Annotated in this window: 21 protein-coding genes; 13 read left to right on the top strand and 8 right to left on the bottom strand. The window is 33.9% G+C overall.

Annotated features, from left to right (window positions below; translation table 11 throughout):
- Nucleotides 1-398: 398 nt before the first annotated feature.
- Together MSG66_RS17605 and MSG66_RS17610 are read left to right on the top strand one after the other, a co-directional pair.
- Nucleotides 399-2,495, top strand: a complete 2,097-nt coding sequence (locus MSG66_RS17605) for an EAL and GGDEF domain-containing protein (RefSeq protein WP_324654769.1) — start codon at nt 399-401, stop codon at nt 2,493-2,495.
- Nucleotides 2,496-2,638: 143 nt separating this feature from the next.
- Nucleotides 2,639-3,082: a universal stress protein gene (locus tag MSG66_RS17610; protein WP_133973264.1), complete on the top strand. Its 444-nt coding sequence runs from the start codon at nt 2,639-2,641 to the stop codon at nt 3,080-3,082.
- A 58-nt stretch (nt 3,083-3,140) separates the two neighbouring features.
- Here MSG66_RS17610 and MSG66_RS17615 read toward each other — a convergent pair whose 3' ends face one another.
- On the bottom strand, nt 3,141-4,583 hold the full coding sequence (locus MSG66_RS17615; RefSeq protein ID WP_324654770.1) for a glucose/sorbosone family PQQ-dependent dehydrogenase: 1,443 nt from the start codon (nt 4,581-4,583) through the stop codon (nt 3,141-3,143).
- A gap of 419 nt (nt 4,584-5,002) precedes the next feature.
- Between MSG66_RS17615 and MSG66_RS17620 the strand changes: the two genes are divergently transcribed.
- The gene (locus tag MSG66_RS17620) at nt 5,003-5,635 is read left to right on the top strand and encodes an SOS response-associated peptidase family protein (protein ID WP_202741887.1); all 633 of its coding nucleotides are present in this window, start codon (nt 5,003-5,005) and stop codon (nt 5,633-5,635) included.
- 238 nt (nt 5,636-5,873) lie between these two features.
- A complete protein-coding gene (locus MSG66_RS17625) occupies nt 5,874-7,328 on the top strand; it encodes a SulP family inorganic anion transporter (RefSeq protein WP_324654771.1) in 1,455 nt (484 codons plus the stop codon).
- Nucleotides 7,329-7,375: 47 nt separating this feature from the next.
- Here the strand turns inward: MSG66_RS17625 and MSG66_RS17630 are convergent, their stop codons facing one another.
- The 6 genes from MSG66_RS17630 to kynU all read right to left on the bottom strand — a co-directional run bounded on the left by MSG66_RS17630 (nt 7,376) and on the right by kynU (nt 13,378).
- Complete coding sequence (locus MSG66_RS17630) at nt 7,376-8,554, bottom strand: S8 family peptidase (RefSeq protein WP_324654772.1); 1,179 nt, start codon at nt 8,552-8,554, stop codon at nt 7,376-7,378.
- A gap of 258 nt (nt 8,555-8,812) precedes the next feature.
- Entirely contained in the window at nt 8,813-8,926 is a 114-nt protein-coding gene (locus MSG66_RS17635; RefSeq protein ID WP_324654773.1) for a hypothetical protein, read from the bottom strand.
- 162 nt (nt 8,927-9,088) lie between these two features.
- A complete protein-coding gene (locus MSG66_RS17640) occupies nt 9,089-9,358 on the bottom strand; it encodes a DUF6527 family protein (protein WP_202741884.1) in 270 nt (89 codons plus the stop codon).
- A gap of 568 nt (nt 9,359-9,926) precedes the next feature.
- A complete protein-coding gene (locus MSG66_RS17645) occupies nt 9,927-10,673 on the bottom strand; it encodes an alpha/beta hydrolase (protein ID WP_133973252.1) in 747 nt (248 codons plus the stop codon).
- A 7-nt stretch (nt 10,674-10,680) separates the two neighbouring features.
- Nucleotides 10,681-12,087 (bottom strand): amino acid permease, encoded by a 1,407-nt coding sequence (locus MSG66_RS17650; RefSeq protein ID WP_133973250.1) that lies wholly within the window; start codon nt 12,085-12,087, stop codon nt 10,681-10,683.
- A gap of 40 nt (nt 12,088-12,127) precedes the next feature.
- Nucleotides 12,128-13,378 carry a kynureninase gene (gene kynU, locus MSG66_RS17655; protein WP_324654774.1) on the bottom strand — a complete coding sequence of 417 codons (1,251 nt, stop codon included), beginning with the start codon at nt 13,376-13,378 and terminating at the stop codon, nt 12,128-12,130.
- A gap of 146 nt (nt 13,379-13,524) precedes the next feature.
- Between kynU and gigD the strand changes: the two genes are divergently transcribed.
- Together gigD and MSG66_RS17665 are read left to right on the top strand one after the other, a co-directional pair.
- The gene (gigD, locus tag MSG66_RS17660) at nt 13,525-13,974 is read left to right on the top strand and encodes an Lrp/AsnC family transcriptional regulator GigD (protein WP_262472180.1); all 450 of its coding nucleotides are present in this window, start codon (nt 13,525-13,527) and stop codon (nt 13,972-13,974) included.
- 29 nt (nt 13,975-14,003) lie between these two features.
- On the top strand, nt 14,004-14,543 hold the full coding sequence (locus tag MSG66_RS17665) for a GNAT family N-acetyltransferase (protein WP_324654775.1): 540 nt from the start codon (nt 14,004-14,006) through the stop codon (nt 14,541-14,543).
- Here MSG66_RS17665 and MSG66_RS17670 read toward each other — a convergent pair.
- Nucleotides 14,525-14,818, bottom strand: a complete 294-nt coding sequence (locus MSG66_RS17670) for a hypothetical protein (RefSeq protein ID WP_133973244.1) — start codon at nt 14,816-14,818, stop codon at nt 14,525-14,527. The two genes, MSG66_RS17665 and MSG66_RS17670, sit on opposite strands and share 19 nt — an antisense overlap.
- A 584-nt stretch (nt 14,819-15,402) precedes the next feature.
- Between MSG66_RS17670 and MSG66_RS17675 the strand changes: the two genes are divergently transcribed.
- From MSG66_RS17675 to MSG66_RS17705, 7 genes are all read left to right on the top strand, one after another.
- Nucleotides 15,403-16,041, top strand: coding sequence for an SOS response-associated peptidase family protein (locus tag MSG66_RS17675; RefSeq protein ID WP_324654776.1), 639 nt, complete (start codon nt 15,403-15,405; stop codon nt 16,039-16,041).
- Between the two features lie 115 nt (nt 16,042-16,156).
- A complete protein-coding gene (locus MSG66_RS17680; protein ID WP_324654777.1) occupies nt 16,157-17,494 on the top strand; it encodes a hypothetical protein in 1,338 nt (445 codons plus the stop codon).
- Nucleotides 17,495-17,705: 211 nt separating this feature from the next.
- Complete coding sequence (locus MSG66_RS17685; RefSeq protein WP_324654778.1) at nt 17,706-18,203, top strand: translesion error-prone DNA polymerase V autoproteolytic subunit; 498 nt, start codon at nt 17,706-17,708, stop codon at nt 18,201-18,203.
- On the top strand, nt 18,200-19,498 hold the full coding sequence (locus MSG66_RS17690) for a Y-family DNA polymerase (protein WP_324654779.1): 1,299 nt from the start codon (nt 18,200-18,202) through the stop codon (nt 19,496-19,498). Before MSG66_RS17685 ends, MSG66_RS17690 begins: the two co-directional genes overlap by 4 nt.
- Nucleotides 19,499-19,802: 304 nt before the next feature.
- The gene (locus MSG66_RS17695) at nt 19,803-20,381 is read left to right on the top strand and encodes a hypothetical protein (RefSeq protein WP_324654780.1); all 579 of its coding nucleotides are present in this window, start codon (nt 19,803-19,805) and stop codon (nt 20,379-20,381) included.
- A 22-nt stretch (nt 20,382-20,403) separates the two neighbouring features.
- Nucleotides 20,404-21,114: a hypothetical protein gene (locus tag MSG66_RS17700; protein ID WP_324654781.1), complete on the top strand. Its 711-nt coding sequence runs from the start codon at nt 20,404-20,406 to the stop codon at nt 21,112-21,114.
- Nucleotides 21,115-21,128: 14 nt separating this feature from the next.
- Complete coding sequence (locus MSG66_RS17705; protein WP_324654782.1) at nt 21,129-21,911, top strand: hypothetical protein; 783 nt, start codon at nt 21,129-21,131, stop codon at nt 21,909-21,911.
- The last annotated feature ends 32 nt before the right edge of the window (nt 21,912-21,943 follow it).

Raw genomic sequence — 21,943 nt, forward strand, 5'->3', positions numbered from 1 at the left:
TATTTAATCAGAATTTTTAAAACCTTTCCCTCTTTATATATTATGGTTAAATTTTGTTTTATTAAAATTTTAATTATTGCAAATTACTTCATATCATTTTTATAATTTATTTTCATTGGTTTTATTAAGATAAGTCTTTAAAGTCAATTATAAGCTTCTGTTTTAATAAGTTTTTTACAAAAATAAGCATAAATATTTTTTTAACTTATCACAAATAAAAATCAATAAATAACAAAAACATAAATTAAATATTAAGTATATAATTTATTTAACACCTCAAATTTAGTTCAAAAAAAAGACAGGTGAGATTTATTTATTACTGTTTTGGTTACTACAGAAAGATTACAATAATGACTGATAAATAGATTACCCGCCCATACAATCTTTCTAGGCATGTTATGACTTCAATGTCGAACAACACCCAAAAGCATTTTATTGTTGAGCAAATTCCACTACCGACTTGGGTAAGTGATGAAAATGGCTTGATATTATATTGCAATGTAGAGTGTACAGAATATTGGCAGGAAACTTTTTCTCCATTACCTCAGCAATGGTTGGATTTTATATCACCTGTCGATTTAGATGAAGTCAAAAATAGATGGCTTGAAGCAATTCGTCTGAAAAAAAGAATAGAATTAAAATGCCGACTTTTACAAAGTGGCAATCAATATAGATGGTGCAAACTCTCCATTCAAGCATCCAAATATCGCGGCTCTTCTTTAGCCAGTGAATGGTATGTCAGCTTTTTAGATATTGATCACGATATTCAAGAACAACAAAACTTGCAAAAGAATATTGAAATACAAAATCAAATGTTAGACATCAGTGTAGATTGCATTAAAGTATTAAATGTAGACGGCACAGTTTCTCATATGAACAAATCAGGATGCCTCGCTTTGGGTGTTCCTGTTGATGAAACAAAATTTGGTATGAAATGGCTTGAGCTTTTGCCACCTCATATTCGTAAACGTGGACGCGTCGCTTTAAAAAAAGCGCTTCAGGGCAAAGTTGCCAGATTTGCTGGAATGAGCTGTTTACCAGATCAGGACCCCGAATATTGGGATAATATGCTTACCCCGATTCATCGGGAAAATGGTGAAATCATACAAATACTTTGTGTATCACGTAACGTTACTCAACAGCATTTGACAGAAAATCAGCTTAGAAATATGAGTGAGCGAGATGAACTGACCGGATTATGTAATCGTCGTTCATTTAAATTTCAGCTTAAACGTACCCTTGCATATTCAAAAGATAATCAAACAAGTGTTGGTTTACTATTAATTGATCTTGATCATTTTAAGCATATTAATGACACTTTAGGACATAGCGCAGGCGATCATCTTTTAAAAGTCTTATCCAAACGGTTTAGTCATTGTGTTGATGATGAAAGATGTTTTGTTGCAAGACTGGGTGGAGATGAGTTTGCAGTTATTATTAATAACCTTAAATCTGAAAATGATGTACGCGACCTAGCAGCCATTTTACTTCAGCAGCTAAATCAGCCTATTACCTATTTAGGTAATGTTCTAAATGGCGGTATGAGTATTGGTTGTGCGATCTATCCCCAAGATGCCATAGACCAGTCAGGTTTACTAAGTTGTGCAGATATGGCATTGCATGACTTAAAAGCTCGTGGTCGCGGTGGCATTCGCATGTATGATCCATGCATGATGCAAATGACCGAAACAGTTGCGTCCCAACTGAATTTAGCACGACAGCTTATTCGCCATCATACAATCCAGCCCTACTATCAACCCAAAGTCGACTTAAGAACCCATCGTGTTGTAGGTTTTGAAGCTTTATTACGATGGCATACAACTTCAGCTCAAAGAGGTTATCCATCACAAATCGCAGAGGCTTTTAAAGATTATAACTTGGCGAGTAAAATCGGTGAAACTATGCAGCATCAAGTTTTACGTGACATCGCAAAATGGATAGATCTAGATATTAAACCTCTTCCTGTTTCGCTCAATGCCGCACCAGTTGAGTTCTTAAGAGACAACTATGCTGAACGGCTTTTGAAAAAGATCAATCAATTTCAAATTCCAACACATTATATTGAAGTAGAAGTCACTGAACATATGCTGGGTGACCGAGGTTCAGATTATGTGATCCGAGCGCTCAATAAATTAAAACAACATGGTGTACGTATTGCACTAGACGACTTTGGTACAGGTTTTTCATCGCTTACCCATATTCGTGACTATCCAATTGACAGTTTAAAAGTGGATTGTAGTTTTATACAAAAGATGCAACATGACCCATCTATCTATGCCATTGTACAAGCGATTGGGTTACTCGCCCCTAATCTGTCACTTGGGCTCATTGCAGAGGGCATCGAAACCCCAGAACAAGAAGAATTACTTCGTCAATTTGGATACAACATAGGCCAAGGATTTTTGTTTGAATCTGCTGTTGATGCTAACCAAGTTATCTCTATACTTAAGCAAAATCAGCCTTATTTAGAAAGTCATTATCATGTCTTAAGATAAATGCTTAAGAGAATTTACGGCTCACTTATTCACACTAAAAATAAACAATAAAATTATAAAAATTGGCGATAATATAACCATAACGATAACAAACTTAATTTCTTCTAAGATAAACATTGTCAAAAGACAATAAGGAGCAATATATGAGTTACCACCATATTTTGGTTCCAGTCGATGGTTCTCCTACTTCACTCATTGCTGTAAATCACGCTGCAAGTCTTGCTAAAGCCTTTGGTAGTAAAGTGACTCTAGTATATGCGCTTACGATAGATCCTTTTATTTCTGTAGAATTCATTGATAGTACAGAATTAGCACAGGATTATTTTAATAAAGCTAAAGCATCTATTCAGGGTATTTTAGACCAAGCAAAAGAGCAATTTAGCCAACATGGAATTTCTGTTGAAACAAAAATTGTTGAAGGTCAAACAATTCACACAGAAATTATTAAAGCAGCTACTGAGCTCAAAGCAGACTTGTTAGTCATTGGCTCTCATGGTCGAAAAGGGTTTAAAAAGTTCTTCTTAGGAAGTGTGACTCAAGCTCTTTTAGGAGAAATTCATTTACCGGTATTAGTCGTAACTGAATAGTTTTTCTTAAACTGAAAAAAACCGATCTTATGTAGATCGGTTTTTTTAATAGCCTCTGTTACTGAGCTTTATATGTAAATCTAATCAGAGATCCGGGGTTTTCTAATGTATTCGTTACAGAACCATCATCTTTTTGGACATTTCCGGCAGTATCAGTTAACACGTATAAAACATTCCCATCTGGACTTGCAATCACATCACGATAACGGTTATTGCTCTTAAACATCGGTACAGCATCATCATAAGTAGCACTGTAAGTTGAATCTAGCTTAATACGGAAAATAACACCGCGCTTTAAAGATGGAACCAATAATGTATTTTCCCAACCAGAAATTGCTTTTTTGCCGCCCTTATAGACATAAGCAGATGACGGCGCAACTGTTGGCCAGCAAATGTAAGTCATCTCCCCGCAAGTGGGGTCATTATAGTTATAGGTATCTTGGACGGTATATAAGGTTTTTAGCGGTGGCACAAAGTTTTTACCAGTCCATTCAGACTCTTTAGTCACAGGAACACCTGCTGCTACTTTTAAACCGTTTTGTCCTAAATCTTTAATTTGTGCTTTATTGGTTGCTGCCGAATAATTTGCATAAGCATAACCGCTGTCATCTTTATAACCCGCTACATTTGGCCAACCATAGTTACCACCTTTAACAATGAGATTAATTTCATCGTCAGAGTTTGGGCCCTGTTCAGATTGCAGTAGTTTTCCATTTGGAGTAAATGCCAAACCCTGTGGGTTACGATGACCGAGCGTATAAATATGACTAACTACACCATTAAAACTTGGATTATCTTTTGGAATACTTCCATCCAGATTTAAGCGTAATACTTTACCCATATAGGCATGATAGTCTTTACCACTCAGTTCCTGTTGAGTCGGCGTATGTTGTGCTTGATTTGGCAAGAACAAGTAAGCAAGCTGGTTACGCCCTTGGTCACCAATCGTATAGTAAATCTTTTGGTCTGGACCAATGACAAGACGGCCCGACTGATGGTCTTTCGATGAAGGTAATCCAGCTAATAAATCTACAGGCTTTTCAAAACTATCTGTTGCTTTGTTATAGGTATATCTACGAATAATCGTTTGATTCGGTAATTCTTTATCTGTAGATTTCGGATTTTTAAATGTGCCTGAAACATAGATATAAGAATTATTTTTAAAGTCAGGATGGAAGGCAAAACCTAATAAACCATTTTGTCCATCCACATCATTTACAATTTCAGGAACCTGAAAAACTGTTTTTACACTACCCGACTCTGGATTAACTCTTAGAATCTTGCCTGTTGCTCGCTCAGTTAACCAAATTTGATTATCAGGCCCCCACAACAAAGCATGTGGCTTATTTAAATTAGAGAGAATAACTTTCTTGTCAAAATTTTCTGTTTTCGCTTTAGCAAACTGAGATGGCGTAAGAGGAATATCAGCAAATGCAGAGTTGAGCGTAAGTAGCTGAGCGGCACCTAATAACGTAATTTTAGCCAAAAAATGTTTATTCATGTGTCCACCTTATAAATTGTCAAAATTTTCCGAGAATTTTCAAACCTCTAATAAAGGGTTTGTATGAGTTCTCTATATGATTTGTATTATGATGAATAACGAATCTATTAAAATCTAAATTTCTGAAAGGCTCTGTTGCATAAAAGTAGCTATTCAAAATGGATGAACACTTATACAAAGTTACCTTTAAGATGAGTAACTTAAACTTAAGGTCGATCTTTTTTTATACTTACTCTATTAATTTTATATCTTAATACTTTCTAAAATGAACATAATTTTAAATAACCATTTATTAACGAAGTAATTGATAGATAAAAATTAATACTCAAAGAGACAATTCTAATTATAAAAATATACATCTAAAGAAGTTAAAAGTTAGAAGCTGTAATTGAAGAGTATTTTATATATAGGGATATCTTATGTGCGCAAATTTTAAACCCATAAAGAAAACTCATGCCAATCAATTAAACTTATTTGAACCAACTTTTGAATATAAGATGGACGTCTATCCTAGCGATGATTGCCCTCTCATTTTATCCCATCAAAATGAAGTTGAATGGCGAAAAGCTAAATTTGGAATGCTTCCGCCCTATGCAAAAGAAATTTCTTTCAAGTATGCAACTTATAATGCAAGAACGGAGACCGTAGAGCAAAAACGTTCGTTTAAACATGCGTGGTCAAATGACCAATTTGCCCTTATTCCTGTTGAAGCAATTTATGAACCAAAATATATTAATGGAAAAGCGCATTGGTACGGCATATTCCGTCAAGATGGGCAACCTTTTACACTTGCTGCGATCTATGAAGAAACGATAATTGATGAGCAGAAAGTGAGATCGATGTCGCTATTAACCATTAATGCCGATCAACATCCTTTCATGAAACAATTTCATAAACCTGATGATGAAAAACGCTCAATTATTGTAATACCAGATCATCTTAGAAATGATTGGCTCAACTGTAACCATTCTGAAGCAAAAGATTTTTTCTTAGACATGCCATTAAATGAATTTACCTCGATGCCCAAAGCGGAAATGAAAAATTACGATTAACCCTTTTATCGACCCGATTTAATAAGCTCAAGTTAGTCAACTTTAACAACCTATGTTATTCTTTCGCCACTTTTAAAAGCCTCAAATTCTCTATCATCATGACACTTACGCCACCTTAAGTTTATTTACCCTTATCATTGTAAATAACTCATCATTTTTAGTGATGTGGTGTAGTCGCTTGTGTTGATATATCACATCACTAGCCTTTTCAAAATCTAGAACTATAGGCTATTCCCTCATGTTATCGAATGTCCGAGAACAATGGTTCTCTAATGTCCGTGCAGATATTCTTTCAGGTCTTGTTGTTGGTCTTGCTTTAATTCCCGAAGCAATTGCATTTTCAATTATTGCAGGTGTAGATCCAAAAGTCGGTTTATACGCATCTTTTTGTATTGCCGTTATTATTTCATTTGTTGGTGGTCGTCCCGCTATGATTTCGGCAGCTACAGGTGCCATGGCCCTAGTCATGACGACACTTGTAAAAGACCATGGACTTCAATACCTATTTGCAGCAACAGTTTTAACCGGTGCCATACAGATTTTAGCTGGATATTTTAAACTCGCTAAACTCATGCGTTTTGTTTCCAAATCGGTTGTTATTGGGTTTGTTAATGCCCTCGCCATCCTCATTTTTATGGCTCAATTACCAGAGTTAGTAAACGTGACTTGGCATGTCTACTTATTAGTAGTAATCGGCTTAGGAATTATTTACCTATTTCCTTACATACCAAAAATTGGAAAATTCTTTCCTTCCCCCCTCATTTGTATTGTTATTATCACGCTACTCGCCATTTTTCTAGGTATGGATGTTCGAACGGTTGGTGATATGGGGTCATTACCAGATACCTTACCTATCTTTTTAATTCCAGATATTCCTTTTAATTCAGAAACACTCCTTATTATTCTTCCTTATTCTTTAGCCCTTGCTGCGGTGGGTTTACTTGAATCAATGATGACTGCAACAATTGTTGATGAAATGACGGACACTCCAAGCGATAAATTTCAAGAGTGCAAAGGTCAAGGTATTGCCAATATTGCCTCAGGTTTTATGGGTGGAATGGCGGGTTGTGCGATGATTGGCCAATCAATGATTAATGTAAAATCAGGTGGTCGTACGCGTTTATCTACTTTCTGTGCCGGCATATTTTTACTGATTTTAGTTGTTTTTTTAAGTGATTGGCTGAAGGTTATTCCAATGGCTGCTCTTGTGGCTGTTATGATTATGGTGTCAATTAGTACTTTCGAGTGGAGTTCTCTAACTCACTTTAAAACTAATCCTAAAAGTAGCAATATCGTTATGATCGCAACTGTTGTTGTGGTGGTTGCCACTCATAACTTAGCGCTAGGTGTATTGACTGGTGTATTACTTTCGGCATTATTTTTAGCAAATAAACTTGAAAATGACATCCATGTAAATGCTTCTTTTGAAGGTGAAGCCCGTTTATATGATTTAAGAGGTCAGATTTTCTTTAGTTCTTCTGAAAAGTTTCTACAAAGTTTTAACTTTAATGAAGAAATCCAAAACGTCATTATAGATTTAACTCACTCACATATTTGGGATGTGACCTCAGTAGCAATGCTTGATTCGGCCATCAATAAATTTCAAAAAAATGGCATAAAAGTTACTGTACGCGGCTTAAATGAAGCCAGTTCAATCATGATTGATAAATATGGTACTCACGCTAAAATTTAAAAAAGGTCCTTCGGGACCTTTTTACGATCTACAGACTACATTTTTTATTAAGGAGCCTTATATAACAAACGATTTGGACTACCAGATGGATTTTTTACCACATTACTACTCGCCTGATTTACAAGATTAGTTGAAATTGTTTGAGGTGTTGCAGTAGGTGCACTTTGCAACATTTCAGCAACTACGCCAGCAACATGTGGAGTAGCCATTGAAGTTCCATTTAGCACTTTAGTTGCTGTATTACTACCAATCCATGCAGAATTGATCTGACTTCCTGGTGCGAAAATATCAACACAACTGCCATAATTAGAATAACTTGCCCGTGTATCAGTATTATCTGTAGCAGCGACTGTAATTGCTTTACTCACTCTTGCTGGTGAAGAGTTACATGCATCCGTATTTGAGTTTCCTGCTGCCACCACCACGACATAACCATTATTAAATAGATTTTCAACTGCACTGTCTAAAGATGCACTTGCATCTCCACCTAACGACATATTTACAACAGCAGGTTTTTTACCATTTTTTAATATCCAATCTAAACCAGCAATCACGTTACTAGAGGCACCAAAACCATCACAACCTAAAATTCGAACTGGAACTAAACTTACATTCTTTGCAATCCCATACGCACTTCCACCCACCGTACCAGCGACATGAGTCCCATGCCCATTACAGTCAGTTGTGCCCTTCCCATCAGATATCGCCGTATAACCCGCTTGTACACGTCCAGAAAATTGTTGATGGCTAGACAAGATACCTGTATCAACAATATAAGCAGTCGTGCCAGAACCTGTTTGTGAATAAGAATACGTAGAATTTAAAGGCAAAGCTTTTTGATCTACCCGATCTAGTCCCCAATCCGGATTACTCTGAGTAGTCACATCAATTTTCATGACTGTATCGTTTTCTACTGAAAGTACTTGTGGATTTTTTTTCATTGCTTCGACAAAAGCAGTAGCCGCTGTATCTGGCAAATAAATTGCAAAACCCTTAAGTACAGTGTCATAAGATTGAAGAACTTTGCCTCCATGTTGCTTAGCAATATTCTGGGCAAAATCTGTAGGTCGGCCAGCAACTTTATTAAGAATAACAATATATTGGTTTTTAATAATTCCTTTTACTTGCGAAGAATCTAAGATAGAGCTTGATGTGGGGGTTGCGGCATAGACAAAATTGACGGCGGCCATTGTTAAGAAAACAGCCGATACTTGGCAAAACTTCATTAAAAATCTCCATATCTTTTATTTCAGGCATTTTTGTTATGATCTGTACTATCTTTATCTTTATCTTTAAGGTTTAAATATTTTAGAAAGAAATTTTTCTTATACTCTCCTATAGTGAAACCAAATTATATTTTCACAAAATCTTATTTTTCACAACGCCAGTATATTTTTTTAATCAAAAATGTGAACCAATTCAAATAAATTAAAAATATAGAACTTTAATATTAAAATTTAACTCATGCTTTTCAGCATAAATTTTTATGCGGGATTTAAAATATAGAAATATATAATCAGTACCACTAATATAAAAGTAGAAAGTGCAAGATAGGTACCAACTGTATTAAAGCTTCGCAAAAATTTCCAAATATCCATAAACACACAATAAAACAATTATTTATAAAAATTATTTCAGAATTTAAATAAATCAGCAACTAGAAGAGATTTACAAATTTTTTAACTATAAAGCTTCAGTACCAAATACGTAAAAAAATATTACTTCAAAAAAATAAATATAAATATTATTAATTAAAATATTTACCCATCTTCTAGTTCAGGCAGTTCTACTCTTTGTCCAGCTAAATGATGTTTACTATGGGTAGCGTATTCAATAAACCCTTCCTTAATAAAATAATGACAATGATCAACAATACTTATGTCTGGATTAAATGTTGGCTTCTCAAAGCTGCCATTAAAGGTACACTGGCGTCCATTAGAAAAGGGATACTCCACCGGAATATAGTGGAGATGCCCACAAGCTGGACACATATGTTCATACATCCCACCTTCAAAATATTGTACTTTCATAAAGGCTCCTTCTTTTTCAAATAAAAAAGCCACCCCATAGGAGTCGACTGGATTTAAAATTAAAGAACAGTATTTATTATTTGTTATAGTTTTTTCTTTTTATAACTTTAATTTAGCTAAAAAATATGACAAATTTATGAAGTTGTTTTTAAATTATATTATAAACTTATTTTATAAGCCTAAATTTACAGCCAGTAAGTTCTAAATTTATATTTACAATATTCATTAAAAATTTATAAAAACTATTAAAGTTTAATACCTTCTAAGATGATCAAACATCATAATAAATAGTTATTATATTTTACTTATAATTAAAAAATAAAAAAGTCCGTATCTTGGGAAGCTACGGACTTGAAACTCATCCAAACAACAGCTAAACATTTTGTCGTCTAGTGAGAAAGCACTATCTTTTTAATCTAATTAAGTTTAATAGTCAGGTCAACAACAACTAGTACTTTCTGCAAAAAACAGGATTAGTTGTGATTGAGCTCACATTTTGGTGGCAATTAAATTTTGAATATAATCCTTTTTATACAGATAGAGGTTATATAATATATTTTTCAATTACTTATATGAATTCCGACTTAAAATAATAATCTAGAATTGAATAATGATTGACCTCTGGAATAAGCTTAAACTGAACCAAATCCAGATCTTGGCTACTTTTACTTTCAAAATAGATCTGACTTTGCCATTTCAATTCTTCGAGTTCCAGTTCTCCACATAAGATTTTACAAGGGATATGAATTCTCTCTTTATGATAAATAGGGCTATATTTCAAAATATCTTCTTTTGTCAAATTTAGCGCATGATTTAAATGGGTCTTTTGTATTGGCTCTAAATCATAAATTCCACTTAAGAAGACTATCTCAGATATGAGTGGATGGTCTAAAGTTAATGCGCCGAGATGAGCTCCTGCCGAATGTCCAACCAACACAACTTCATCGGTTATCCAATCTTGCCCTGCAATGAAATCGAGAGCTTGATAAACTTGAGTTACAATATCTGCAATTTTACTCTGTGGAGCTAAGTCATATTCTAGAAGAATACATTGAGCTCTTTGTTCTAAAATATACGGCGCAATAAAAGCAAAATCTGATTTCTCACACCACTGCCAATATCCACCATGGATAAAAATAATGGTTTTATTCGTCTGTTCTACAGGAAATAAATCTAACGTAGATCGGGGATGAGCACCATATTGAATATCTCGAATGTGTCTATATTCTTGATAGCTGACTAAACTTCTTATTTGAAAGCTAGTCAGTATCTCATCTTCATTAGCCACAGTAATCGAATTATCATATTGTTTCATATGCTTCTCACTTCAACGATTCTTCATGAGCACTCAAAGAAAGCTTGGCTGATGAGCGTTTTAAATAATAGAAAAACGTAAGAACAACAATTAAAGGAACACCGAATTGTAGAGTTGACTTAAATTCATTGGTAAACCAAGTCGTAATAGTGATACTTAAAATCGCGATTAATCCCAACAACGAAATAAACCGACTAGCTGGAACTTTAAACTTTAATTGCAAACCTTGTTGCGTCATATTTCTTCTAAAAAACATATGCGTAACAAAGATACTACCCCACGTAAATAATGCTCCAAACATGGATAGCGCAATCATGATGGGAAAAGCTGAAGCTGGGTTAATCGTATAGACGATGCTCGCAATACCAATACCAACAGCAGATAAGAGCAGCGCGTTAACTGGCACACCATTGCTACTAATACGTCCAAATAGCTTTGGGGCATCACCAGCCCGCGACAAGCTAAACAACATACGTGTTGAGATATAGAGCATGCTGTTCATAGCTGATAGAGCTGCGACAATTACAATGAAATTTAAAATACTGTCTGCATATGGAATACCTACAATTTTCATTACCATTACAAAAGGGCTAGTCGTTTCAGTACCAATTAAATCCGTCCATGGAACAAGTGCCACAATTAAAAATAAAGACAGTAAATAAAATAGGATTAAGCGAATTGCAGTACTTTTAAAGGCAGTTTTAACAGCTCGCTCCGGATCTTTAGCCTCACCTGCCGCAACAGCGATCATTTCGATACTTAAATAGCTAAATATTGAAATAATGACTCCAATCCAAACCCCACTAAAACCATGGGGGAAAAAGCCGCCATGCTCAGTTAAATTGGAAATGACTTGTCCTGTTCCTTCATGACTCTGAGTCAATATGCCAATAGACAAAAGAATAAATACAATAATGGCGAAGACTTTAATGGTCGAAAACCAATATTCAACCAATCCAAAAGCCTTAACGCTATAGGCATTTACAACCAGCAAGGTAACCGAGAAAAAAGCAATCCAGATCCAAGAACCGACATGTGGGAACCATAATTTCATATAGTCAGCAACTGCTGTAATCTCTGTGCCCACTGCTAATACAATGCATGCCCAATAGCAATAACGGACTAAAAACCCTGCAAGTGGACTAATATAATGTTCTGCATAGGCGCCGAAGGAACCCGAAGTCGGATGCTGAACTGTCATTTCAGCTAAACAAGCCATGATAGCAAATGCAATTAGACCACCAATCGCATAACTAACAATAACGGCTGGGCCAGCAAAGCTGATTGCAAACTTGCTTCCCATAAACAGTCCAGTACCAATCGCTCCACCAATTGCGATCATTCCCATTTGCTTTGCAGATAATTTCTTATGTAAGCCTGCTTCTCTATTTTGTATTTCATCAAAACTGCTCATAGGCCCTCCTAGCCATTTTTCTGATTTTGCTTCCCAAATATCAGGTCACTTCGCCTCTAACCAAATAGCGCTCATTTTTCCATTCGCTATTCAGCATGATCTGTTTAAGATGCTGTACAGCATTCCAGATATCTTCAAAACCCAGATATAGCGGAGTAATTCCAAAACGTAATACTTCTGGCTCTCGATAATCACCGATCACGCCTCGGGCAATGAGTGACTGAATAATTTCATAGCCATATTCATGGCGATAACTGACATGGCTGCCACGATATTGATGATTTAAAGGGGTAATAAGTTCAAAACCGAACTGCCCACATTCCTGATGGACGAGTTGAATAAACAAATCTGTCAATTTTAGAGATTTCTCACGTATTTTTTGCATGTCTACCTGCAAGAAAATATCAACACCACATTCAATCAAACTCATAGAAATGATAGGTTGAGTTCCGCACAAATAACGACGAATACTATTCGCTGGCTCATAATGCTGTGCCATATCAAATGGTTTCTTGTGACTCCACCAACCCGATAACGGCTGCCAGAACTGGTCACGATGCTTTTGATTTACCCACAACAAAGCTGGAGAACCCGGACCACCATTTAAATATTTATAAGTACAACCAATCGCAAAATCGCTATTACTCTGATTTAAGTCCATAGGAACTGCACCAACTGAGTGACATAAATCCCAAATAATCAAAGCATCTTTAGCGTGAATTTGTTGATTAATAGATGCCATGTCATAGAAATATCCAGTTCGATAATTCACATGAGAAAGTACAACTACTGCTACATCTTTTTCTAACACACGTGACAAATCATCTGGGCCATCAATCAATTCAACTTGATAACCTTGGTGAATTAAATCAATGAAACCCTCAATAATATAAATATCTGTTGGGAAGGCATCTTTTTCCGCCACAATAATTTTACGTTCTGGAAATTTTTCGGCTTGAATTTTTACCGCTGCTGATAAGACTTTAAATAAATTCAAGGTGGTTGAGTCTGAAATGACAACTTCACCCTGCTCCGCACCAATTAGCCTTGCAACTTTATCGCCTAATCTCGTTGGCAATCCCCACCAATCTGCTTTGTTCCAGCTATTAATCAAATCCTCTCCCCATTCTTGGGAAATAATATGCTGAGCGACATCTAATGATTTCTTTGGTCTTGCGCCTAAAGAATTACCATCTAAATAAATCACTTCTTTTGGAAGCGCAAATTCATCTTTAAATTTTTTGAGTTCATCTTCCCGATCCCAATAGAGGCACTGTTCATGAGTAATCATTTGTTATTTCACCTATTTCAACATTTCCTTTGTGTTTGAATTTTATCATGGCAATTCTTACGATTTATTCGATAATATTTGATTAAATTCTTTAATTTCCGTATAAAATTCTAATTAAAACGAAAATATACGGATGAAATTCGAAAATGAATATAGATGCAACCGATCTAAAAATCTTAAGGCATTTGCAAGATAACGCTCGATTAAGTAACCAAGAACTCGCCGATCTCGTTAATCTTTCAACATCAGCTTGTCATCGACGTGTCAAAATTTTAGAGACAAATGGAGTGATTGAAAAATATCAGGCAAAAGTTAACTATGAAAAATTAGGCATAAAAATTGAGGCAATTGTTGAAATTAAACTTGCACAACTAACAGAAAATGATCACAACTTTTTTTTAAGTCAGATCAAAAATTTTGATGAAGTGATTAATGCCTATATTATTACGGGCGAATCTAATTATGTTTTACACGTTGCGACTAAAGATCTAAATTCTTTTTCGCATTTTGTTATTAATACTTTAAATAAAATTAAAGGTGTAGTCAGCATCAACTCTAAAATCATTTTACAGAAGATTGTGCAAAAACCACTTTAATCTCAAATTTTCCATCCAAGAGCAACCCTATGATCGAAACTAAACGTTTAATTTTAAGACAGTGGAAAGAAAATGATTATGAGCCTTTTATCAAAATGGGCCTAGATCAAGACGTCATGCAATTTTTCCCAAACCTTCTAACACCCCAAGAAAGTCTTAACTTAATACAAAAAATTTCACTTCTCATTGATGAAAATGGTTGGGGGTTTTGGGCAGTAGAATTAAAAGAAAGCCATCAATTTATCGGATTTATTGGTTTGCACAACCAACCTGAACAATTTGATTTCTCTCCATGCGTGGAAATTGGTTGGCGACTTGCAAAAGAATTTTGGAAGCAAGGTTATGCAACTGAAGGAGCAAAAACTGTTTTAGACTATGCTTTTAATGTACTCAATTTAGATAAGGTCGTGTCATTCACATCTACTCTTAATAGACCATCTCAAGCTGTAATGGAAAGGCTGGGAATGCAGAAAGTGAAGAGCTTTAACCATCCTAAGGTTCCTCTCGACCATGAATTAAGAGCACATGTGCTATATGAAATCAGGAATGCTTACTCATCAAAGTCGTAACCAACACAGGTCGAGCATTCCCAATATTCATGGATTTTATTGGCTATTTCCTCTTTCTCCATAGTAGTAAGCACATAAAAAAGTTTAGCCTCTTTATTTTTTCTTAGAATTAATAAATTGTAATAATCATACTCAGGTCCATTAAGCCCTAATGTAAATTGTGATTCACAGTGTTTTTCTGCTTTGTAGTGCCAGTCAAGTTTATAAGTATCAAGGCCATCGGCAGCATTGATTACGATACCGTCATTGGTTCCGCCAATAAATCCAATTTTCATTGTTTTCCCTAAGTTCTTATAGACATATTTTTAAATATAACTTTAAACAAGTATTCTTCAATTTATAAAATGTTTGCCAATACGTATACTATGTAAGCGAACTTAACCATAATAAAGCAAAACCTTAAATAAATTTTTATATTTCCAATTTATAAGATTATGGTGATGTTTTTTAGCCCAACCAACGAAAGAATTTTCTACTAAAACTGTTTCATTATTATTTTTTGTTTTGCAAACTTCCGCGTTATAATTTCAAACCCTTTATCTTCCCTCTCCATCCTATTAATCTGTACAAATTTTAGAAAATTAATGGATAGAGCTTTAAATTAATTTGAGTGTTTATAAGTTTGTTTAATTTATGATTTTAAAAGGATATATGGTTGATGTGTCTTAGAAATTTTGTTTTAAATGATTTTGGAGATATTTAAAAATATGTCTAAAATTATAATGTTTGATAAGAATGGTACATTTAACAAGTAATTGATTTATCTAAACTAATTTAAGAATATACAAGTTGTAATAAAAATATGTACACAAGTTTGTACAAAAATAATAAGTTATAAAAAAAGTTAAAGGATTTAGCTATGTGTGCGAATTACGAACCAATTGAAAAAAATCGAGTACACCTTCTTAATCTTTTCGAACCTACTTTTGACTATCAGGCCGATGTTTATCCTGGTTACGATTGCCCTCTTATTTTTTCTAAAGACGGTCATATCGAATGGCGGCAGGTTAAGTTTGGAATGATACCTCCATGGAACCATGATCTTAAATTCTCAAAGTATACGTATAATGCCAGAACTGAAACTGTAGATAAAAAGCCTAGCTTCCGACACGCTTGGACTAAAAGTCAGTTTGCTTTAATCCCAGTTGAAAAAATTTATGAACCACGTTACGTAAACGGTAAAGCCGAACGTTGGGGAATCTATCGGGAGGATGGCTTGCCATTCACAGTCGCTGCAATTTATGACTCGACCGTGATTGATGGGCAGCAAGTTCGCTCAATGTCTATGCTCACAATTAACGCTGACGCCCATCCCTTCATGAACCAGTTTCATAAACCTGAAGATGAGAAAAGATCGATTATTATTATCCCAGAGGAATATAGGAATGATTGGTTGAATTGTAAAAAAGAAGAGGCGAATCAATTTTTTTTTGAAATGCCTTCAAACGAATTTAAATCGAATTATTTTCCAAGATCCAACAAAAAAGTCTCACACTAATCATTTTTTGATTCTGATTATAAAATAAGACAGTTATCTAAATTAAACTTAACAATTGAAAAATATTTAAATTAATGTAAATTGCACTATCTTACTTTAAAATTAAAGTTAATAAATGGATAAAATAATTGCTATTGCTATAGATGAGTACACCAATGCTCCAGAAGAAAATTTAAAAAATTGCCTCAATGATATTAATAGCATTTTAAATATATTAAATACTGATTATGAATATAATCTTGATGAATTAGGCTTAGTACTGTATAGCAAACCTGAGCAAACAACTCTTTCTTATTTATATAGAAGATTGAATGAGGAGTTTATGAACTCCTTCGAAAGTGATTCTATTTTATTAATATTTGCAGGTCATGGTGAATATAATCATTATTTACGTCAAGGTTATTGGCTTTGCTCCGATAGCAAATTTGACGATCCTACTACATGGTTTGATATAAATAACTTGTTATCATTCCTCGCATACTCTAAAGCTAAACACATTGCTGTAATTTCAGATAGCTGTTTTTCTGGTTCTATATTCACTAGAACTAGAGGTGGTGGGCTAGAAGCCTTAGTAGATAAGAAGTCTAGACAAGCTCTAACTTCTGGAGGATTAGAAAAGGTTAGTGATGGACAAGAAAATGATAATAGCCCGTTTAATAAAGCTATTCAGTTAACTTTGAAAGAAAATGAGAATGAAACTTTAACTTTCAATTCATTTTGTGAAAACACTATCACAAATTTCTCTAGTACAAGAAAACAGACCCCCGAGTATGGTTCGCTAAACATAGAGGGGGATGCAGGTGGAACTTATATATTTAAGAAAAAAATTAAAGAAAGTTATAATGGAATTTCTTACACAAATATGATATTACCACTAGAAATTGATAAAAGAATTAATATTGATTCCAAAATCAATATTCCTATATTTTCAGGTAATACTAATATTGATTTAAATATTATTAATGTTTTTGTACAACAGTTAGGTTATGAAATTATAAATGATATCCGTGATTATGCCTCTATAGAAATAGATCATCTTATTGAACGTAGTTCAAAACATCCTTTTCAAGTTGAATCTTATTATACTATTCTAAAATTCGATCAAGAATATTTAAGTCTTGAACTCTCACATAATGATGACTTTGGTAATATACATCCTAATTATTACATTTATTCTATTAATTTTAAATTTAATCCTACTCGCAAAGTTAATATATATGATGTATTTGACATCAATGGTACTGATGGATTGTCAGATTTAATTAATCAATTTGCCGAGGATGAATGTAAATCTATTCTTCTTAATACACTAAATGAAATGAATACTTATAAATTAGACTTTACATTTAACGAGCACACACTATTTATATATCTTACCAATCATTTACCCCATGCATTTAAAGCCTGTGGTACCGTTGAGGTCCCATTAGAAAATGTATCATTTCGATCTTAAAAAGTATGTTTGACATGAGCTCTATATAAAATTTTCACCTATAAAATATTTCTTCTTATAGGAACCAATCATATGAAGAATTTCCGACCAAATGCACCGACTAGCGCGACAAGTAATGACTAGTTGTTATTTATCCACAACTTTTTAAATTTGAATTTCAACTGTGCTCTAGCATATCATCTTGATTATGTAACAAAATCAAGGAGTAACTATGAGCACTATCGAACCTTTTATTATTGAAATAAAGCCACATCTCAATCTTGGCAATGCTTTGACTGATGTCGCCTCAATAAAATTAGTTACTCCATCAACGCATTTATCAATACCATTAGCTATTGAAAAGGTATCTGCCGGCTTTCCCTCACCTGCTCAAGATTACATTGATCGATCACTCGATATGAATGAGCACTTAATTAAAAATGAGACCGCAACATTTATTGTCAGAGTGGCCTCTTTATCAATGCTAAATGCAGGCATTGATATTGATGACGAACTAATTGTTGATCGTAGCCTTGACGCTAAACACAACGATATTGTTGTTGCTCTTATTGATAATGATTTTACTGTTAAGCGCCTAATGATTGAAGAAAAGCGCTGGCTAAAAGCTGAAAACCCAGATTATGCCGATATACATCTTAAGGAGGGGCAAGAATTAATAATTTGGGGTGTTGTTACTTATATTCTAAAAAATACAAGAAAAAAATCATGAGGCATGAAAATAAAGCCTTCTTTCTCATTGATGTAAATAATATGTATGTGTCATGTGAGAGAGTCTTCAACCCAAGTTTGAATAACAAAAGTACTATCGTGCTCTCAAATAACGATGGCTGTGCTGTTGCACGCTCAAATGAAGCTAAAGCACTTGGAATCCGGATGGGTGTGCCACTTTTCCAAATTAAAGACATAGTTCAAAAACATAACGTAGTAGTGCTATCAAGTAACTATGCAATGTATGCAGAAATGTCACGGCGCTTTCATAAGATCCTTGCTTCATACGTTACTGAAGAAGAAGTTGAACCTTATTCTATTGATGAGTGCTTTGTTGATTTCACAGCTTATGAGAAGAACTTTGATTTAGAAAAAGTTGGTCAGCAAATGCGTCAACAAATATGGAAATGGCTAGGTTTGCCTGTCTGTGTTGGGATTGGCAGGAGTAAAACTGAATCAAAGATTGCCAATCACATTGCAAAGAAAAACCCCGGCTTTAATGGAGTATGTGATTTAGTCGGTATGGATCCGTGCAACAAAGAATATTACTTTTCTCTAATAGATGTGAGTGAGGTCTGGGGGGTTGGGCGTAAGCACGCAAAAAAACTACATAGTATAGGTGTTAAGACTGTTTTAGATTTAGCATGTACTGAAGCACGCGAAATGCAGCGGCAATTTTCTATCGTTATGTCGAGAACGATTAATGAATTGCAGGGCATCTCATGCATTGAAATTGAAGACACTCCGCCATCAAAAAAGCAAATAATAAAATCTTGTTCATTTGGTACAAAAGTTACTGAACTCTCTGATTTGAAAGAAGCAATAGCCATGCACGCACAAGAAGCTTGCAAACGTTTGCGTGATGAAGAGTCACTTTGTGGCTGTCTCCTAGTGTTTGTACAATCAAGTCCATTTGATGAAAGTGCCCCTTATTATAATAAATCAATCACGGGTTCGTTCTCTGAACCTACAGATAGCGCTTTAGATTTCGTAAAAGCTGCAACAAAAATGGTATCTCACATTTATAAAGAAGGTATTAAGTATAAGAAGTGCGGCGTGATACTAACAGGTTTAGAACCTAAAGCTGGCCATACATATGACCTGCTCACAGATTTTGAAGCAATAGAAAAGAAAGAACAATTGATGAAAACACTAGATAACGTGCACGCAAAATTTGGCAAGAAAAAACTCGGTATTAGTACCTGTTATGTACCTGGTCGCAACTGGTCAATGTCACGAGACAAACTTAGTAGAAATCCCTTTAAGTGGGATGAACTGCCATTGATAACAAAATGAGAAAATATTTGCTCAATTTTAATTATTTATATTGTTTTTGAGCAATTTTTTGCTCAGTTAAATCATTAAAGAGGAATGTAGTATGAACTTTACACGACTAACCGACAAACAATTAACTTAAACTCTTATCCCTAATTGTTTCGTGCCGCCAACATCGCCAGATGTATGAAGGCAAAAATTTGGTCTATGTTTTTGATAGTGAAGATTCTTTTGAATTAACTTATGATGAACTTGTCGATATTATTAGTAAGGCTCGGATGACTGGGCCACAAATGATTCCAATAATAGGAAATGTTGGTGATTAATGAATAAAAGTGCCTTTTCCATAAGTATTATGATTATAGGATTAATATTAATATTCCTACTTTTTAGTATTTTTGGAATCTTATATGTCTATTGGGGTGATGCTAAAGCTGTTCAAGATAGCCTTTCAACCACAGGAAGTATCTTTGGTGCTCTTGCAACTTTAGGTGCAGCGGCTGTAGCTGCCTATTTATTTAATGATTGGCGTGAGCAAGAAAGATCTACATTTGTTAGATCAGTTGCTTATGAAGTAACAGATTTAATAGGTCAATTATTCGATCTAATGCAAGGGTATCCTGCTTCAGATGATTATAATGTTTTTAAAATTAAATTAATCCATTCTAAAGTCACAGTTAAGCTCTCTATACTTAACCGACAAATTAAAGATCCTGAAATGCAGATAGTTAATAAAAATTTTGGTTATTTCATAAAAGATTACATGGAAATAATTGAGCTCAGGAATAATAATACAATTGATCATAAAATTATGAAGGAGTGTATTGGTGAATTAATTCGAAGTTATGGTGCTGACTTTGGCTATTTAGCTAAATTAACAGATATTCATAATATTAATTATTAAGATTCCGCAGGTTATGTAAAGTATGAAATTACCAGTTTCGTGTGCTCAATGTATGAGTGAATCCATTGAAAATTCATATATGTTGGGAAATGTTGAATTTAATGATGATGGAAGATACGAGATTCACTGTCCGAAAGGTCACACTTCAATTACAGTACTACAACAGCAAAAGTTTGAAGTTCTTTTTGAAATTGGCGCATATGCAATATTAGATGGTTATTACAGAGAAGCAGTCTCATCTTTTACATCGGCATTAGAACGATTTTATGAATATTACATAAGATTAATATGCTATACAAAAAGTATTGATCTTGAGGAAGTAGAAAACACATGGAAAATTATTACTAATCAGTCGGAAAGACAACTAGGTGCATTTATCTTTATTCATTTACTAGAAACTGGCACTAAACCTAACCTGCTCACCAATAATCAAACAAGTTTTCGTAATGCAGTGGTACATAAAGGGAAAATTCCTACTAAAGAGGAAGCAATTGCATACGGTCAAGCTATTCTGGATTTAGTGCGTCCACAAATAAAAAGATTAAAAGGAGAATATGGAGATGCTATGGGATGGCTTACTCATCTACATTTAATAAAATCTAGAAAATCATCAGATAAACAACTTTGTATATCAACATTAAGTATCTCTACAATCTTAACTTTATTATCGATAGAACATCCTCATAATGAACGAAAATTAGAAGATGCGATTTTAAATCTAAAGCGCTGGTAATTTAAAGATAATATATGATAAAAACAATTGAACTAACTGCCAAATTACTTATCACATATATTGTAATTTTAGCTATATGTTTTTTAATTTATGCATTAGTAGTATTACCTACTAATGGAGCAGAAAAAGTAAATGCAATAATTGGACTACTTGGGTGGTCAGCTACAATTTTTGCTCCAATAGCTGCCTTTTATCTAATTGATAATTGGAAAGACCAAGCTAAATACAATGAACAATTAAGTACTCTTTCATCCCTAATAAATGAAACATTCCTCTTAGTTAAAAATATTACTGATATCAGAACAAATGAAAAGATTAGTCAACATCTAGTAAATTGTTATCAATTATTTTCAATAGAAAATGTCTTAATTTTAAAAACTAAAGAAGAAATTAAAGCTGAATTTAAAATTAGCATAAAAGAAAATCCTCCACCCAGCTCCAATATATTAGAAGACAACATTAACAACCTTAAGAGATTATATTTACAGCTTGATTTACATGAAAGTAAAAATGACAGTCTTAGAATAAATATACTTAAAACAATCAATAATATTGAGACCATTATTAAAGACTTCAGAAATCAGATATCATATTTGTATATGGAAAGTGTTTTTATGGATCAAATTTACAACAAAAAGAAAGATTTATGGATTGAAAAAGCAATATATATTAATGAATATGCATATCATGTAATAGTTTTATTTGATGAGATCAATGAATCAAAACATAAGATTGAGCTAGAAAAAAAGATACAAAATCTTTTAATAGAAGTTAAAAATTATAGAACAAACTTATAAATAAACAGCAAAAATGCATATATTATTATGAT

The sequence above is a fragment of the Acinetobacter sp. IK31 genome, from assembly GCF_035615195.1.
GTDB classification, from domain to species: domain Bacteria; phylum Pseudomonadota; class Gammaproteobacteria; order Pseudomonadales; family Moraxellaceae; genus Acinetobacter; species Acinetobacter calcoaceticus_C.

Excerpts from the sequence above, each read along its gene's own strand:
- gigD (WP_262472180.1), top strand. The coding sequence starts at position 13,525 with ATGAATATAGATGCAACCGATCTAAAAATCTTAAGGCATTTGCAAGAT.
- MSG66_RS17620 (WP_202741887.1), top strand. The coding sequence starts at position 5,003 with ATGTGCGCAAATTTTAAACCCATAAAGAAAACTCATGCCAATCAATTA.
- MSG66_RS17690 (WP_324654779.1), top strand. The coding sequence starts at position 18,200 with ATGAGGCATGAAAATAAAGCCTTCTTTCTCATTGATGTAAATAATATG.
- MSG66_RS17645 (WP_133973252.1), bottom strand. The coding sequence starts at position 10,673 with ATGAAACAATATGATAATTCGATTACTGTGGCTAATGAAGATGAGATA.
- MSG66_RS17705 (WP_324654782.1), top strand. The coding sequence starts at position 21,129 with ATGATAAAAACAATTGAACTAACTGCCAAATTACTTATCACATATATT.
- MSG66_RS17640 (WP_202741884.1), bottom strand. The coding sequence starts at position 9,358 with ATGAAAGTACAATATTTTGAAGGTGGGATGTATGAACATATGTGTCCA.
- MSG66_RS17670 (WP_133973244.1), bottom strand. The coding sequence starts at position 14,818 with ATGAAAATTGGATTTATTGGCGGAACCAATGACGGTATCGTAATCAAT.
- MSG66_RS17700 (WP_324654781.1), top strand. The coding sequence starts at position 20,404 with ATGAAATTACCAGTTTCGTGTGCTCAATGTATGAGTGAATCCATTGAA.
- MSG66_RS17615 (WP_324654770.1), bottom strand. The coding sequence starts at position 4,583 with ATGAATAAACATTTTTTGGCTAAAATTACGTTATTAGGTGCCGCTCAG.
- MSG66_RS17680 (WP_324654777.1), top strand. The coding sequence starts at position 16,157 with ATGGATAAAATAATTGCTATTGCTATAGATGAGTACACCAATGCTCCA.
- MSG66_RS17675 (WP_324654776.1), top strand. The coding sequence starts at position 15,403 with ATGTGTGCGAATTACGAACCAATTGAAAAAAATCGAGTACACCTTCTT.
- MSG66_RS17610 (WP_133973264.1), top strand. The coding sequence starts at position 2,639 with ATGAGTTACCACCATATTTTGGTTCCAGTCGATGGTTCTCCTACTTCA.
- MSG66_RS17630 (WP_324654772.1), bottom strand. The coding sequence starts at position 8,554 with ATGAAGTTTTGCCAAGTATCGGCTGTTTTCTTAACAATGGCCGCCGTC.
- MSG66_RS17695 (WP_324654780.1), top strand. The coding sequence starts at position 19,803 with ATGAATAAAAGTGCCTTTTCCATAAGTATTATGATTATAGGATTAATA.
- MSG66_RS17605 (WP_324654769.1), top strand. The coding sequence starts at position 399 with ATGACTTCAATGTCGAACAACACCCAAAAGCATTTTATTGTTGAGCAA.
- MSG66_RS17625 (WP_324654771.1), top strand. The coding sequence starts at position 5,874 with ATGTTATCGAATGTCCGAGAACAATGGTTCTCTAATGTCCGTGCAGAT.
- MSG66_RS17650 (WP_133973250.1), bottom strand. The coding sequence starts at position 12,087 with ATGAGCAGTTTTGATGAAATACAAAATAGAGAAGCAGGCTTACATAAG.
- MSG66_RS17685 (WP_324654778.1), top strand. The coding sequence starts at position 17,706 with ATGAGCACTATCGAACCTTTTATTATTGAAATAAAGCCACATCTCAAT.
- kynU (WP_324654774.1), bottom strand. The coding sequence starts at position 13,378 with ATGATTACTCATGAACAGTGCCTCTATTGGGATCGGGAAGATGAACTC.
- MSG66_RS17635 (WP_324654773.1), bottom strand. The coding sequence starts at position 8,926 with ATGGATATTTGGAAATTTTTGCGAAGCTTTAATACAGTTGGTACCTAT.
- MSG66_RS17665 (WP_324654775.1), top strand. The coding sequence starts at position 14,004 with ATGATCGAAACTAAACGTTTAATTTTAAGACAGTGGAAAGAAAATGAT.